The sequence below is a fragment of the Thauera mechernichensis genome, from assembly GCF_029588855.1.
GTDB classification, from domain to species: domain Bacteria; phylum Pseudomonadota; class Gammaproteobacteria; order Burkholderiales; family Rhodocyclaceae; genus Thauera; species Thauera mechernichensis.
In genome coordinates this window covers 611,152-625,229 of record NZ_JARQZE010000001.1, presented here as the reverse complement: position 1 = coordinate 625,229, position 14,078 = coordinate 611,152, and the positions used below count along the sequence as shown (strand labels likewise).

General features: G+C 64.6%; 13 protein-coding genes. 12 read left to right on the top strand and 1 reads right to left on the bottom strand.

All coding sequences use genetic code 11. The features are described from left to right. Window positions 1-151: 151 nt before the first annotated feature. The 9 genes from thiS (at window position 152) to P7F68_RS02870 (ending at window position 9,003) form a co-directional block, all read left to right on the top strand. Window positions 152-355, top strand: coding sequence for a sulfur carrier protein ThiS (thiS, locus tag P7F68_RS02910; RefSeq protein ID WP_002925855.1), 204 nt, complete (start codon window positions 152-154; stop codon window positions 353-355). Window positions 356-394: 39 nt separating this feature from the next. Then, a complete protein-coding gene (locus P7F68_RS02905) occupies window positions 395-1,195 on the top strand; it encodes a thiazole synthase (RefSeq protein WP_277830537.1) in 801 nt (266 codons plus the stop codon). A 101-nt stretch (window positions 1,196-1,296) separates the two neighbouring features. Beyond that, entirely contained in the window at window positions 1,297-2,802 is a 1,506-nt protein-coding gene (gene pdxR / locus P7F68_RS02900; RefSeq protein WP_277830535.1) for a MocR-like pyridoxine biosynthesis transcription factor PdxR, read from the top strand. Window positions 2,803-2,960: 158 nt separating this feature from the next. After that, window positions 2,961-3,347: a nuclear transport factor 2 family protein gene (locus P7F68_RS02895; protein ID WP_002925858.1), complete on the top strand. Its 387-nt coding sequence runs from the start codon at window positions 2,961-2,963 to the stop codon at window positions 3,345-3,347. A 36-nt stretch (window positions 3,348-3,383) separates the two neighbouring features. Continuing rightward, the gene (locus tag P7F68_RS02890; protein WP_277830532.1) at window positions 3,384-4,823 is read left to right on the top strand and encodes an NAD(P)/FAD-dependent oxidoreductase; all 1,440 of its coding nucleotides are present in this window, start codon (window positions 3,384-3,386) and stop codon (window positions 4,821-4,823) included. A 157-nt stretch (window positions 4,824-4,980) separates the two neighbouring features. Beyond that, the gene (locus P7F68_RS02885) at window positions 4,981-5,979 is read left to right on the top strand and encodes a TRAP transporter substrate-binding protein (RefSeq protein ID WP_002925860.1); all 999 of its coding nucleotides are present in this window, start codon (window positions 4,981-4,983) and stop codon (window positions 5,977-5,979) included. 190 nt (window positions 5,980-6,169) lie between these two features. Further along, complete coding sequence (locus P7F68_RS02880; protein WP_002925861.1) at window positions 6,170-6,721, top strand: TRAP transporter small permease; 552 nt, start codon at window positions 6,170-6,172, stop codon at window positions 6,719-6,721. Between the two features lie 25 nt (window positions 6,722-6,746). Next, window positions 6,747-8,087, top strand: a complete 1,341-nt coding sequence (locus tag P7F68_RS02875) for a TRAP transporter large permease (protein ID WP_002925862.1) — start codon at window positions 6,747-6,749, stop codon at window positions 8,085-8,087. Between the two features lie 37 nt (window positions 8,088-8,124). Continuing rightward, window positions 8,125-9,003: a cache domain-containing protein gene (locus P7F68_RS02870; protein WP_002925864.1), complete on the top strand. Its 879-nt coding sequence runs from the start codon at window positions 8,125-8,127 to the stop codon at window positions 9,001-9,003. 30 nt (window positions 9,004-9,033) lie between these two features. On the opposite strand, the gene P7F68_RS02865 is transcribed toward P7F68_RS02870, so the two are convergent. After that, a complete protein-coding gene (locus P7F68_RS02865) occupies window positions 9,034-9,987 on the bottom strand; it encodes a LysR family transcriptional regulator (protein WP_277830527.1) in 954 nt (317 codons plus the stop codon). Between the two features lie 131 nt (window positions 9,988-10,118). On the opposite strand from P7F68_RS02865, the gene P7F68_RS02860 reads away from it, so the two are divergent. The 3 genes from P7F68_RS02860 to P7F68_RS02850 are packed head-to-tail and all read left to right on the top strand — an operon-like array spanning window position 10,119 to window position 14,045. After that, on the top strand, window positions 10,119-11,534 hold the full coding sequence (locus tag P7F68_RS02860; RefSeq protein ID WP_277830525.1) for a sodium/glutamate symporter: 1,416 nt from the start codon (window positions 10,119-10,121) through the stop codon (window positions 11,532-11,534). Beyond that, window positions 11,531-13,153, top strand: coding sequence for an amidohydrolase (locus P7F68_RS02855; RefSeq protein ID WP_277830524.1), 1,623 nt, complete (start codon window positions 11,531-11,533; stop codon window positions 13,151-13,153). Before P7F68_RS02860 ends, P7F68_RS02855 begins: the two co-directional genes overlap by 4 nt. Continuing rightward, window positions 13,143-14,045, top strand: coding sequence for a CobW family GTP-binding protein (locus tag P7F68_RS02850; RefSeq protein WP_277830522.1), 903 nt, complete (start codon window positions 13,143-13,145; stop codon window positions 14,043-14,045). Before P7F68_RS02855 ends, P7F68_RS02850 begins: the two co-directional genes overlap by 11 nt. Window positions 14,046-14,078 lie beyond the last annotated feature (33 nt).

Here is a 14,078-nt window from a genome sequence, read left to right as displayed (position 1 = left end):
ACTTCTGCAGCATGAAGATCACCCAGGACGTGCGCGACTTCGCCGCACAGCAGGGCATCGACGAGACCGAGGCGCTCAAGAAGGGCATGGAGGTGAAGTCGATCGAGTTCGTCAAGAGCGGTGCCGATCTTTATCGTACGGTGTGACTGAAATGATGAATGTGACCTTCAACGGAAAGACCGAGATCCTGAACCACCGCCTGACCGTTCGCGACATGCTCGAGCGCATGGGCCTGGCCGGCAAGCGCGTTGCCGTCGAGCGCAATGGCACGGTCGTGCCGCGGGCAGAACACGGCGAGGTGCTGCTCCACGACGGCGACCGCATCGAGGTGATCGCTGCCGTCGGCGGCGGCTGACAGCAATTTCTGCAGTTTCGACAGCACCGGGAGACCCTCATGAACGACCCTTTGGTCATCGCTGGCAAGACCTATGCTTCGCGCCTGCTCGTGGGTACGGGCAAGTACAAGGACTTTGACGAGACGCGCCTGGCCGTCGAGGCGAGCGGCGCGGAGATCGTCACGGTCGCCATCCGTCGCACCAACATCGGCCAGAGCGAGGGCGAGCCGAGCCTGCTCGACTACCTGCCGCCTTCGCGTTACACGTATCTGCCCAACACGGCCGGCTGCTACACGGCCGACGATGCGGTGCGCACCCTGCGCCTGGCGCGCGAGCTGCTCGATGGCCACACCCTGGCGAAGCTCGAGGTGCTCGGTGACCCGACCAACCTCTACCCCAACATGCCCGAGACGCTGAAGGCAGCGAAGGAGCTGGTTCGGGATGGCTTCGACGTCATGGTGTATTGTTCGGACGACCCGATTCAGGCGCGCATGCTCGAGGACATCGGCTGCGCCGCAGTGATGCCTCTGGCCTCGATCATCGGTTCGGGCATGGGTATCCTCAATCCGTGGAACCTGCGTCTGATCATCGATAATGCGCGGGTTCCGGTACTGGTCGATGCGGGCGTGGGCACGGCGTCGGACGCGGCGATCGCCATGGAGCTGGGCTGTGACGCGGTGCTGATGAATTCCGCCATCTCCCATGCGCGCAATCCGGTGCTGATGGCCAGTGCGATGAAGAAGGGCGTCCAGGCGGGCCGCGAGGCCTTTCTTGCCGGACGCATGCCACGCAAGCTGTACACAGCGGAGCCCTCGTCTCCCCTACAGGGGATGATCGCTCCGGTTGCGCGGGCGGCCTGAGGTCGGCCGCCGTCGCGTGGAAGGGCTCTCGCGGCGCTTGCGTTCCTTGCACGGTGCAGGAGTGCGGTGCTCGGGGGCGTAGTGAGGGAATGCGAGAGTCGATGAGTGTCAAACCCACAGGGACGATGTGGCAGCAGCTGTTCCAGCGGTCCACGTCCGCCGGGCTGAGTCTGCAGGCACAGATCCGCGAGATGCTGGTGATGGCCATCCTGGATGGCCAGCTTCCGCTCGATGCGCCGCTTCCGTCGAGCCGGGAGCTGGCCGCACAACTGGGCGTCGCGCGCAACACGGTGGTGATTGCTTACCAGCAGCTTGCCGACGAAGGCTATCTGCTGTCGCGCGAGCGCAAGGGGCATTTCGTCAATCCGGAGATGCTCGAGGGGCGTGCTGCGCGTGCTGCCGGCCCGGCGCCGGCCCCCGCCCCTGCACATGCACCCGACTGGGGGCGGCGTTTCCGCTTTCGTCCATCGGCGCAGCGCAACATCGAGAAGCGCTCGGACTGGCAGCGCTATCCGTACCCGTTCCTCTACGCGCAGTTCGACGCAAGCCTGTTTCCGACCGCGGACTGGCGTGAATGCTGCATGAAGACGCTCGGCGCGCTCGAGATCAGCGAGTGGGCACAGGACATGATCCTGCGTGACGACGAGTCGCTCGTGCGGCAGATCCGTACCCGCGTGCTGCCGCGACGTGGCGTGTGGGCCTCGGACGATGAAATCGTCGTCACCGTCGGTGCCCAGCAGGCGCTCTATCTGCTTGCCGACCTGCTGGTCGGTGCCACAACGGCGGTGGGCATCGAGAACCCCGGCTACCCCGACGCCCGCAACATCTTCAGCAGCCGCAGCCCGGACATCATCGACCTTGCGGTCGACAGTGAGGGGCTGGTGCCGAACGATTCGCTGGCGCGCTGCGATTACGTCTATGTCACGCCGAGCTACCAGTGCCCCACCCAGGTCACGATGTCGATGACCAGGCGCGAGACGCTGCTGCGCATGGCCGAGGCGTCCGACTTCGTCCTCATCGAGGACGACTACGACAGCGAGAACCCCTTCGAGGGCGAGCCTGCACCGGCGCTCAAGAGCCTCGACCGCCACGACCGGGTGATCTATGTCGGCAGCTTGTCGAAGAGCCTCGCGCCCGGGCTGCGGCTGGGTTACGTGGTCGGGCCGGCGGAGCTCATCCGCGAACTGCGCGGCATGCGGCGCCTCAACTTGCGTCATCCGACCGCCTTCATGCAGCGCGCCTTTGCGCTCTTTCTCTCGCTCGGGCATCACGACGCGCTGCTGCGCAGACTGTCCGCAGCACATCATGAGCGCGCACAGTGCCTGACCGCTGCGCTGTCTCGTCATTTGCCCGAGGTGCGCCATCAGCCGATCACGGGCGGTTCGGCGTGTTGGGTCGAGGGGCCCGACTGGCTCGATGCCGCGGTACTGGCGAGCGCAGCCGAGCGCGAAGGGGTGCTGATCGAACCCGGGAGCGTCTTCTTCAACGCTGATCCGCCGCCGCGCAACTGCTTCCGGCTCGGTTTCTCGTCGATCTCGAAGGACCGCATCGAGCCCGGTATCCGCGTGCTGGGCGAGGTTCTGCGCGCGCTGCGCCCACAGGCCTGAGGAGGGCGTGCGGGCCACGCGGACTGGCCCAAACGATTGTTCCGAACTGGTCCTACGCAGCCGCCTCCGCGATCCCTAATGTGCACCTCAGACGCTGCCGCTGACCCGCTCCGGGGGCGGACAGCGATGACAAGCCAAAGGGACCCATGGAGACGCAGATGACCCAACCCACAGTCGATTTCCTGCAAGCCTTCAGCGATGCGTGGAACCGCCACGACATCGACGCCTTGATGAGCTTCATGGCCGAGGATTGCTCCTTCCACGCCGTTGCCGGCCCCGATCTTCTCGGCCGCAGCTTTGTCGGTCGCGAGGCTGTGCGCCAGGGCTTCGAGCTTGCCTGGCAGACCTTCCCCGATGCCGCCTGGCTCGACCCCGACCACTTCGTCGTGGGCAACCGCGGCGTCACCGAATCGACGTTCTCGGGCACGAAGGCCGACGGCACGCGCATCGAGGCGCGCATGGTCGATGTGTTCACCTTCCACAACGGCAAGATTGCGGTCAAGAACGCCTACCGCAAGGACCGTCCGCCGGTCGTCGGCGCCTGATCCGGCCGTACGGCTTCATCGACGAGGATTCCGGACATGGATGCAGCAAGCCTCAAGCAGCTGGCCGCCAGCGGCAAGCCAACGCCCGCGGCGCGGCCTTATGACCCGGCCTACGATCCGCTGGTATCGGCCACACCGGGCCACGGTCGCGAATACGCGCCCACCTATTGGATCGGCACTGCCGGCGAGCCGCCGGAAGACGATGGCCCGATCACCCATGACATCGACGTCGATGTGGCCATCATCGGCTCCGGCTTCACGGGGCTCACCACGGCGATCTTCCTGGCCCAGGAGTACGGCATCAAGGCAACCGTGCTCGAAGCCAACCGTACCGCCTGGGGGTGCAGCGTGCGCAACGGCGGACAGGCGCAGTGCGCCTCGGGCCGCCTCAAGCGCTCGCAGTGGATCGAGCGCTGGGGCCTGGAGACCGCGCTCAAGATGCACCGCGAATGCGTCGACGGCATGGAAAACTTCAAGGCGCTGATCAAGGACATCGACTGCGACCCGCAGCCCGGTGGGCACCTCTACATCGCCCACCGCGACAAGGTCATGCCCACGCTGGAGAAGGAAGCGCGACTCCTGCGCGAAACCTTCAAGTACGACGCCCGCATTCTGGATGCGGAGACGGTCAGGCGCGAGTACGTCGACGACAAGGAAGCCTGTGGCGCCATGCACGAGCCCGAAGGCATCGGCATCCATGCCGGCAAGCTCGCCTTCGGCTACCTCAAGAAGGCGCGTGCTCTGGGGGCGACGGTACACCCCGCCAGCCCGGTCCAGGGTTGGGAGACGCGCAACGGTGTGCACTACCTGCGCACACCGGGCGGCGTGGTACGGGCTCGCGCGGTGGGCGTCGCCACCGGTGGCTACACGTCGAACAGCCTGCACCCCGAGCTCAGGAATCGCCTGCTGCCGATCCTGTCGAATTCCATCGTAACGCGGCCACTGACCGAAGCGGAGATCGACGCCTGCAACTTCCGCACGACGCAGGTCATCACCGATACCCGCGTACTGCGCCACTACTACCGGCTGATGCCCGACAACCGGGTGCAGATCGGCAGCCGCAGTGCCATCACCGGGCGTGATGCGCCGCAGCAGAAGTACGAGAACTTCCTGATCCGCGACCTGCATCGCAAGTTTCCCGCGCTGGAAGGCATCCAGATCGACTACTCGTGGTGGGGCTGGGTGGATGTGAGCCACGACATGATGCCGCGCATCTACCAGCCGGACCCGGCGCAGACCATCTACTACGCGCTGGGCTACGGCGGCAACGGGGTCATGTACTCGGCCCAGGCCGGGCGCCGCCTGGCGCAGTGGATCGCGGGCGAGGGCAGGGCGCTGGATCTGCCGATCTTCACTTCGAAACTGCCGTTCCCGAATGTGCGTGAGATGGTCGAGTCGCAGGCTTTCGCGCCCTTCCGCCGGTTCGGCCAATGGTGGCTGTATCGCTGGTACCACCTCAAGGACGAGGTGCTCTGAAACAGGCGTACGGCCTTGATCGTATCGAACAAGCAAGGAGGACGAAGGCCCCGGAATGACACCCCGTCCAGCGGACGGGTGGTGCACCATGCAGCAAACCGCAGTACCCGCAGCAGCCAGACCTACAAGACCACCCCTAGTGATCGAGGAGACAACCATGAAGATCCGTAAATCCGTACTGATGCCGATGCTCGCCGCCGCCAGCCTGATGCTGAGCGCACCCGGCGCCATCGCGGCCACCTTCAAGATGGCGATCGGTGATGCTGCCGGCGGTACCCAATGGGAGCTCGCCACCAGCTTTGCCAAGAGTTTCAGCGACAAGACCGGCGGCAAGCACAAGGTCGATCTGTTCCCCAACGGCCAGCTCGGCGACGAGCAGGATACGGTGAACAACGCGGCGATGGGGCTGCTGGACTTCTCCGTTCTCGCCATCAACAACGTAACGCCCTTCTCGCCGACCGTCGGCGTACTGACCCTGCCCTACGTCATCCAGAGCGCGGAAGACGCCAAGACGCTGACTCAGGGTGCGGTGGGCCAGGAGCTGGTGGACAACACCATTCGCGACGCCGGCGTACGCATCGTGGGCTGGGCTTATTCGGGCTTTCGCGTACTGACCAACTCCAAGCGCCCGGTGACGACGCTCGCCGACCTCAAGGGCTTGGTGATCCGGGTGCCGAAGAACGAGATCATGATCTCGACCTACCAGTCCTGGGGGATCAACCCGACGCCGATGTCGTGGTCCGAGACCTTCACCGCCCTGCAGCAACGTGTGGTGGATGGCCAGGACAACCCCTACATCACCATCTCGGCGATGAAGTTCAACGAAGTCCAGAAGTACATCACCAACATCCGCTACATCTTCTCGCTCGAGCCGCTGATCATGAGCGAGCAGGTTTTCCAGGCGCAGAAACCGGACGTGCAGCAGGCTATCCTTGAAGCGGGTCGTGAAGCGACCGAACACAGCTTCAAGTACCTGTTGGAGACCGAGGAGCAGATTCGCGCCGACCTGGCCGCCAAGGGCATGGAGATCGTCGATCCTGCCGACGGCGAGAAGGAGTGGATCGAGAAGGCCACGACTGCCGTGTGGCCGAAGTTCCACAAGAGCATCGGCGGCAAGGACAAGCTCGACGCCGTCCTCAAGGCACTGGGCCGCTGATGTAATCCCCTGCCACGGCCCTTGCGATTGCGCGGCACCGCGCCGCAATCTTTCGCAAGGGCTGTGACAGGGGCGCCCGAAGCACTTCTCTACCCCAACGCGTCGTTCGCGCTGCCGGCGCAGCGCCCCGCCCGGTGCAGGCGCCCACGGCCGCCTCGGACGCGTTACGCCTCAGCCAGGGAGAGCCGCCATGTCCGTCAAACGGGCCATCCTGAAGTTTCTTTCCAATGCGGAAGAGTACCTGTGCGAGACGCTGCTTGCGTTGTTCGTAGTGCTCCTGTTCGTCCAGATCCTGTTGCGCCAGTTCTTTCACTACTCGATCCCGTGGGGTGAGGAGGTGGCGACCTACATGTTCGTATGGTTTGCCTATCTGGGCGCCGTCGTGGCCGCGAAGATGTCGGCGCACAACCGCGTGTCGTTCCACTTCCGCTTCTTTCCGCCCATCGTGAAGAAGGTCAGCGAGACCGTTGCCGACCTGCTCTGGGTGGGGTTCAACCTCTACTTCGTGTGGCTGAGCTACGACTTCGTGTTCAACCGCATGAACATGTTCTGGAAGTCGCAGACGACCGGCATTCCGATGAAGTACTTCTACATGATCCTGCCGATCGCATTCCTGCTGATGTCGATCCGCATCCTCTGGAACAACTACCTGAAGCTCTTCAGGGGTGTCGATCTGCTCGATCCCGAAGCAGAGGAGATCGAGAAGATCAAGCGCACGGCTGCGGCCGCCCCGAAGGCCTGAGGCGCGGGGGCCTGGAGATACAGCAATGGAAGAATATCTGGTACTGATCCTGTTCGGCGGCTTCTTCGCCCTGCTCCTGCTGGGCGCACCGATCACCGTGTCGCTTGCCGGCTCGGCGATGCTCGCCTTCCTGGTGCTCGAGAAGAATCCGATCGCCTTCGTACAGATTGCGTTTACGTCGGTCGGCAGCTTCCCGCTCATGGCGCTGCCTGCGTTCGTGCTGGCCGGGGCGCTGATGGAGGCGGCGGGCATTTCAAAGCGCCTGGTGGATGTCGCCGAGACCATGGCCGGGCCGATCACCGGCGGCCTGGGGGCCGCAACGGTGCTGGCCTGCCTGTTCTTTGGCGCGATCTCGGGGTCGGGGCCCGCCACCACGGCGGCCGTCGGCATGCTGATGATCCCGGCGATGGCCAAGCGCCACTACGAGAAGAGCTATGCCTCTGCAGTGACGGCTTCGGCCGGCGGCCTGGGCATCATCATCCCGCCCTCGATTCCGATGGTCATCTTCGGCATCTCCGCGCTCGGAATGGCACCGCCTGCCGAGGCGATCGCGAAGTTCGGCCAGTTCGACTCCGTATCCATCCCCAAGCTGTTCGTGGCCGGCGTCGTGCCCGGCCTGGTGATGGCCAGCAGCCTGCTTGTCATCAACTACCTGATCTCGAAGAAGCGCGGCTATCGGGGGCTCACCGAGAACTGGTCGGTCGGCGACATCGGTGCGGCGTTGCGCCGCGGCGTGTGGTCGCTGCTCGCGCCGGTGATCATCCTCGGCGGCATCTACACCGGCATGTTCACGCCGACCGAGTCGGCCATCGTGGCGATCTTCTACACCTTGTTCGTGGGCATCTTCCTGCACCGCGAGCTGAAGTTCGCCGCGCTGCTGAACTCGCTGCGTACCACAACCTGGATCACCGGCCGCGTGCTGCTGATCCTGTTCGCCGCCACGGTGTTCGGCCGCCTGCTGGTCGAGCAGCAGATTCCGGCAACGGTCGCGGCATCGCTGCTCAGCCTGACCGACAACATGTACCTGATCTGGACGATCCTGATCGTGTTCCTGCTCTTCATCGGCATGTTCATGGAGACGCTGGCGGCCATCATGATCCTGGTGCCGGTGCTGTTGCCGGTGATGTACATGCTCGGCGCCGATCCCACCCATGTCGGCATCGTCCTCATCTGCGCGCTGTCGGTCGGCTTCATGACGCCGCCGCTGGGCGAGAACCTGTTCGTTGCCTCGGGTATCGGTGGCTCGACGGTGGAGGAGATCGTTGCTCGCATCCATCCGTTCGTCATCGCGTCTGTGGTGGCGCTGTTCGTGATCGCCTTCTTCCCCGCGCTCTCCCTGTGGCTACCCAAGATGGTCGGCTACTGAGCGCGACCTCATCCTCATGCGTTTCAGGAGATCCCTCATGAAAACCTTCGTCATCTTCCTGGGCGGTCTTGCGATTGGCGCGACGCTTGTCTTCGGCAGCCTGCCTCAATCCGCCGCTGCCGCGGAAGAGGAGGGGGCGGTCATCAAGACCGCGCTCGAGATGCGTGCAGAGGCCTTGCTTGCGATCGCCGTAAAGCACATCGAGGACAAGGGCGAGGCCGGCGTGCGCGACTTCGCGCGCCAGTCGGCCTTCGTGGATCGCGATCTGTACGCGTATGCGGTGCGCACCGATGGCGTGTTTCTGGCCAGCGGCGGCTCATCAGCCGCACTCGTCGGCGACAACGTCATCGACTACGCGGACTCGGAAGGCAAGCCATTCTTCCGCGAGATGATCGAGACGGCTCGCAGCGAAGGGCGGGGTCGGGTCGAATACCGCTGGTTCAACCCCGCCGACAGTCGTGGCGAGCCGAAGGTGACGCTGTTCCAGCGCGTTGGCGACGTGATCGTGGCGGTCGGCTATTACCCGCCGCGCGCAACGCCGGTGGAGGCCAAGGCGATGCTGCGTGATGCGGTCAAGGCGTTGGCCGCTGACCGCGCAGCGACCCTGGCCGAGTTCCAGCATCTTGGGGGGCGCTTCATCCGCAACGACCTCTACGTGTTCGTTGTCGATCTGGAAAGTGGTCTGTTCCTCGCCCACGGCGCCACACCCGCCCTGGTCGGGACCGACGCAATGCAACTGCGCGACCCGCGCGGAGAATTGATCGTGCTGCAGATGGCCCAGATCGCCAAGGACGATGGCGCAGGCGAGTACGACTACTTCTGGCGCAATCCCACCACTGGCCGGATCGAAAGCAAGCACACCTTCTTCCGTACCCACAACGGCATGTTGATCGGGGTGGGCAGTTACAACCGTTGAGGCCAGCGCAGCACGGCGTCGGTGGGAGGTTTACAACAGGCCATGGTCTGCGTTCCGCGGCAGGGTCTGCAGGAAGTCGGCGAAGTGTGTCAGCGCCGGGCGCATATCGTCTTCCCGCCACGCGGCGACGGTGATGATGGTGTCGTCGACGCCCGTCAGCGGGCGGAGCGCAACGTCGCTGCGGATGTAGTTCGCGGTGCATTCGAGGTGGATGGTGACGCCGATGTTCGCGCTGATCAGGCCGAACATTCCTTCGGTGTTGTAGACCTCCTGCACGATCCTGGGCGCGAAGCCGGCCTTTAAACACAGGGCGTCGAGATGGCGGCGGAAGTGGCGCCAGCGCGCCATAACGCCGACGATAAATCCTTCGCCAGCTAGTTCGCTGATGTCCACCGTGGCTTGACGGGCCAGCGGGTGCGCCGCGGGCAGCACGGCGACGTAGCGATCATGCTGCACTGGCATGAGCGCCAAGTTGGCGCCGGCCACAGGGCTGGTGACGAAGGCGACGTCGATCTTGCGAATCGCCAGATCCTCGAGCTGCTGGTGTGTCGAGCCGTAGGTCAGCTCAATGTCGATCTCGGGGTATTTGCGGCGGAAGCCGTCCAGGATGCGCGGCAGCACCCCGGAGATGGCGAAGTCGGTATAGCCGATCGACAGCGTCCCGAGCTCGCCGCGCTGCGCCTTGCGCGCCTGGCGCACCGTCTCATCCAGATCTTCCATCAAGTCCTGGCAGCCCTTCAGAAACACGGTGCCGGCCGGGGTCAATTCCACTCTTCGGTTGTTGCGTTTGAACAGGCTGACGCCGAGTTGGTGCTCCAGTAACTGGATGCCACGGCTCAGAGCCGGCTGAGCCAGTGCGAGGTGTTCTGCTGCGCGCCGGAAGTTCAATGTGTCGGCGACGGCCAGGAACTGGCGGATCTGGCGAAGTTCGATCTTCATTGATGCTTTCCTGGTATCACCGATTAATGAAACGGTATTGTACAAGTTAACAACGGCTGTCTTATTGTTTCCTTATCGCCCCATCAGCAGGGTGAATGCTGCGGGTAGGCGCGGTATTGCGCCCCTCGCGATGGATAACCAGGGACCAAGGTCCCGGAGAGAGACGGAACCCCATAATGGAAAGCACTTTTCACGGCATCGTCGCCTTCGCGCTGCTTGCGGCCATGCTGCTGCTGGGCAGCCTGCTCAGATACCGCATCGCCGCTTTGCGTAACTCGCTCGTTCCCGCCAGCATCATCGGCGGCATCATTGGCTTCGCACTACTGTCCTCCGGCCTGATTCCGGGCTTCACTGCGGCCGACTTCACGTCGCTGACCTTTCACTTCTTCACGCTGAGCTTCATGTCCCTGTGCCTTACCGGCGGCAGCGACAATAAGGCCTTGTCGGGCGGCAGCATTGTCGTCGGCGGACTGTGGCTGACGTTGATCTGGACGATCAGCCTCGGCCTGCAGGGCGTGCTCGGCTACGGGGTTGTCGTCGCCTACGACGGCGTCACCGGAGCCGACGTCAGTGCGTTCCTCGGCGCGCTCGTCACTCACGGCTTCACCCAAGGGCCAGGCCAGGCATTGACCTATGGCGGCTTGTGGGAGCGCGAGTTCGGCATCGCCAACGCGACCCAGGTCGGCCTGATCTACGCCTCGCTGGGCTTTCTGGTCGCTTTCGCGGTCGGCGTGCCGATGGCGCGCTGGATCATCCGCAAAGGCCTGAACGCGAATAAAGCTTCGCGTATCGACGGCGAATTCCTCGCGGGGTTCTATGCGCCGAAGCGGCAACCGGAGGCTGGGCGCATGGTGTCCCACCCCGCCAACCTCGATTCGCTCGCCTTTCACATCTGCCTGCTCGGTGTCGCCTACGTCCTGACCCATGTGTGGCTGCTGTCGGTGCGCGACTTTGCTGCCGGTTTCACGCCCTGGGGCATGAACCTCGGGGTATTGTTCAGCCACAACATGTTCTTCCTGCATGGCCTCGTCGTCTGCGTGCTGATGCGCTCAGTGATCGACAGGGCGGGACTCGCCGTCTATGTCAACGATGAGACGCTGAAGCGCATTACCGGCGGCTCGGTGGACTTCATGGTCGTCGGCACCCTGATGAGCATCGAGTTCGCCGTGCTTGGTGCGCTGCTGACGCCGATCCTGCTGGTGTCTGCGGTGATCACGGTGTCGACGCTGGCCGGCTGCCTGCTGATGGGGCGCCTGAGCGGCAAGCTTGGCTACGAGCGCGCGGTGACGATCTTCGGTTGCTGCTGCGGATCGACAGGCAGCGGCTTGCTGCTGCTGCGCATCGTCGATGCCGATTTCAGTACATCGGTGGCAAAGGAACTTGCCTTCTACAACATCGCGATTGTCGTCGCCACCTTCCATATCCTGTTCATCTTCGCCCCGATTGCGCCGTCTCTCAGCGTCGGCACCTACGTCGCGATCTTCGGCGGCACTGCTCTTGCTGCGCTCGTTGCCGTGCCGTTCCTGATGAGGCGGACACGGGCGCTGGGGCGCTTGCCGGCTGCGGCGCTCGTCCCGGAGGCGACGAAATGAGCATCAGGATCTTTTCCGCCCGACGCATCGTGACGATGGACCCATCGCTACCCGAAGCCACCCATGTCGCGGTCCGGGGAGGCAAGGTCCTTGGCGTCGGCCCGCTCGAGGAACTTCATGACTTGGGGGACTACGAACTCGACGAGCGCTTCGCTGACAAGGTGATCTTGCCTGGCTTCGTCGAAGGGCACAGCCATGCGCTCGAGGGGGCGATCTGGAAATACCTCTACCTCGGCTATTTTCCGCGTACCGATCCGACGGGCCGTTTGTGGGAGGGAGTGAAATCCCTGGCGCAGATGCAGCAGCGTCTGCGCCAGGCGGCGGCGCTGCCGGCCGGCGAGCCGCTGGTCGCCTGGGGCTTCGATCCGGTGTACTTCGACGGTGTGCGCCTGGACAAGCGCGCGCTTGACGAGGCGGTCGGCGAGCGCCCGGTAGTCGTCTTCCATGCCAGCCTGCATGTGCTTTCGGTCAACAGCACGATGCTGCGCTTGTCCGGCCTCGATCGCCACGCCGGCGTCGAGGGCATCATGCTCGGCGCGGACGGCTGCCCGAATGGCGAGTTGCAGGAGATGGCGGCGATGCACGGCATCTTCGAGGCGCTCGGCCGCAATCTGTTCGAGGAGGTGTCGAGTGTCGATGCGTTGCGCGCCTATGGCGCGGTGGCGCGCAGAGCCGGGGTCACGACAATCACCGACCTCTACAACCCGCTCACGGATGCCGGTATCGCTGCGCTGCGCGAAGTGGCCGCCGCCGACGATTACCCGGTGCGCCTGGTGCCGGCGATGAGTGCGCTGGCCTGGCCTGCGGATCAGGGCGTCGCGCGCCTGCAGGCCTGCTCAGAATGGTCCACCGAGCGCCTCCACTTCGGCCTCGTCAAGCTGATGACCGACGGTTCGATCCAGGGCTACACCGCGCGAATGAAGTGGCCCGGCTATCACGATGGTCATCCGAACGGGATGTGGAATGCGCCGCCCGAGGCACTGCAGCAGTTCGTGCTCGACTACCATCAGGCGGGGCTGCAACTGCACATCCACACCAACGGCGACGAGGCCGTGGACCTCATGCTCGATGCCATCGAGGAGGCCCTCACGCTGTGGCCGCGGCCGGACCACCGCCACACGCTGCAGCATTGCCAGTTCATCAGCCAGGCAAAGTTGCGGCGCGCGGCGAAGCTTGGTGTGTGCCTGAACATGTTCGCCAACCACATCTATTACTGGGGCGACATCCATCGGGAGCGCACGCTCGGCTACGCGCGCTCCCGGCGGCTGGAGCCGCTCGCCTCGGCGCTGCGTCTGGGCATTCCGACAGCGATCCACTCCGATGCGCCGGTGACCCCGCTCGGCCCCTTGTTTACCGCCTGGTGCGCGGTCGAGCGGCGTACCGCGAGCGGTGCCGAGTTGGGTACGCACGAGCGCCTGAGTGTTGCGCAGGCGCTGCACACGATCACGCTCGGCGCAGCCTACACCCTGCGCCTTGACCACCTCGTCGGTAGCCTGGAGGTGGGGAAGTATGCCGACATGGTCGTGCTTGACGAGGATCCGTTCGAGGTCGCGCCGGACCGCTTGCGAGCGATCCGCATCGCTGCCACCGTACTCGGGGGGCGGGTGCATGAGAACTGAGTCGATCCCGGTGACGCTGCTGACCGGCTTCCTCGGCGCTGGCAAGACCACGTATCTCAATGCCTGCCTGCAAAGCGGCATCCCGGCGGGCAGCCTGATCCTCGTCAACGATTTCGGCGAGCTCAACATCGATGCCGAACTGATCGAGTACCGCGACGAGCAGATCCTGCGCCTGAGCAACGGCTGCATCTGCTGCACCCTCGGTGGCAGCCTCGCCGAACAGCTTGCGCAGATTCTGCGTCTGGACCCCTCGCCGGCTGCGCTTTATATCGAAGCGAGCGGCATCGCCAATCCGGCGCGCATCGTCGACACGGTGACGGTGTCGACGCGGCTGCGGCTGACTGAGGTGGTCTGCCTCGTCGACGCCAGCCAGGCGGGTCGCCATGCGCGCGATCCGCTCTGCTCAGATGTCTGGCGGCGGCAGATTGTCGCCGCCGATCGCCTCGTCATTAACCGCATCGGCGTGGACGAGCCCTTGCCGCCTGTGCTCGCCCAAGTGCTCGGCGACACCTCGGCGGTGATAGAGCGCCATCCGTCTGCATCCGCTCCAGCGGCCGCTGCAGCGCCGCCATGGAAGGCACGGCCGGCAGGCGCGGACGGGTTGCCGCAGCGGCAGCGCTGGCAGCAGAGTAGCTTCAGCTACGATGCCCCGATCGACGGCGGGCGGCTGGAGAGCCTGTTCCAGGATTACGCCGACGTGCTCGTACGGGCGAAGGGCATCGTGCAGCGCGCCGGCTGCAGAGGCAGCGAGGTGCTTCAGTGGAGTGGCCGAGCGCTGAGCTGGGCGCCGGCCGTCCGCTCATCAGTGAGCGGCCAACTCGTCTGCATAGGCAGGGGCGGCGAGCGCTTTGAGGAACTGTCCGGCGCACTCCATCGCCTCGGTCGGCGCTGAAAAGGTGGGCTGCAGCACCACAGTCTGCAGGCT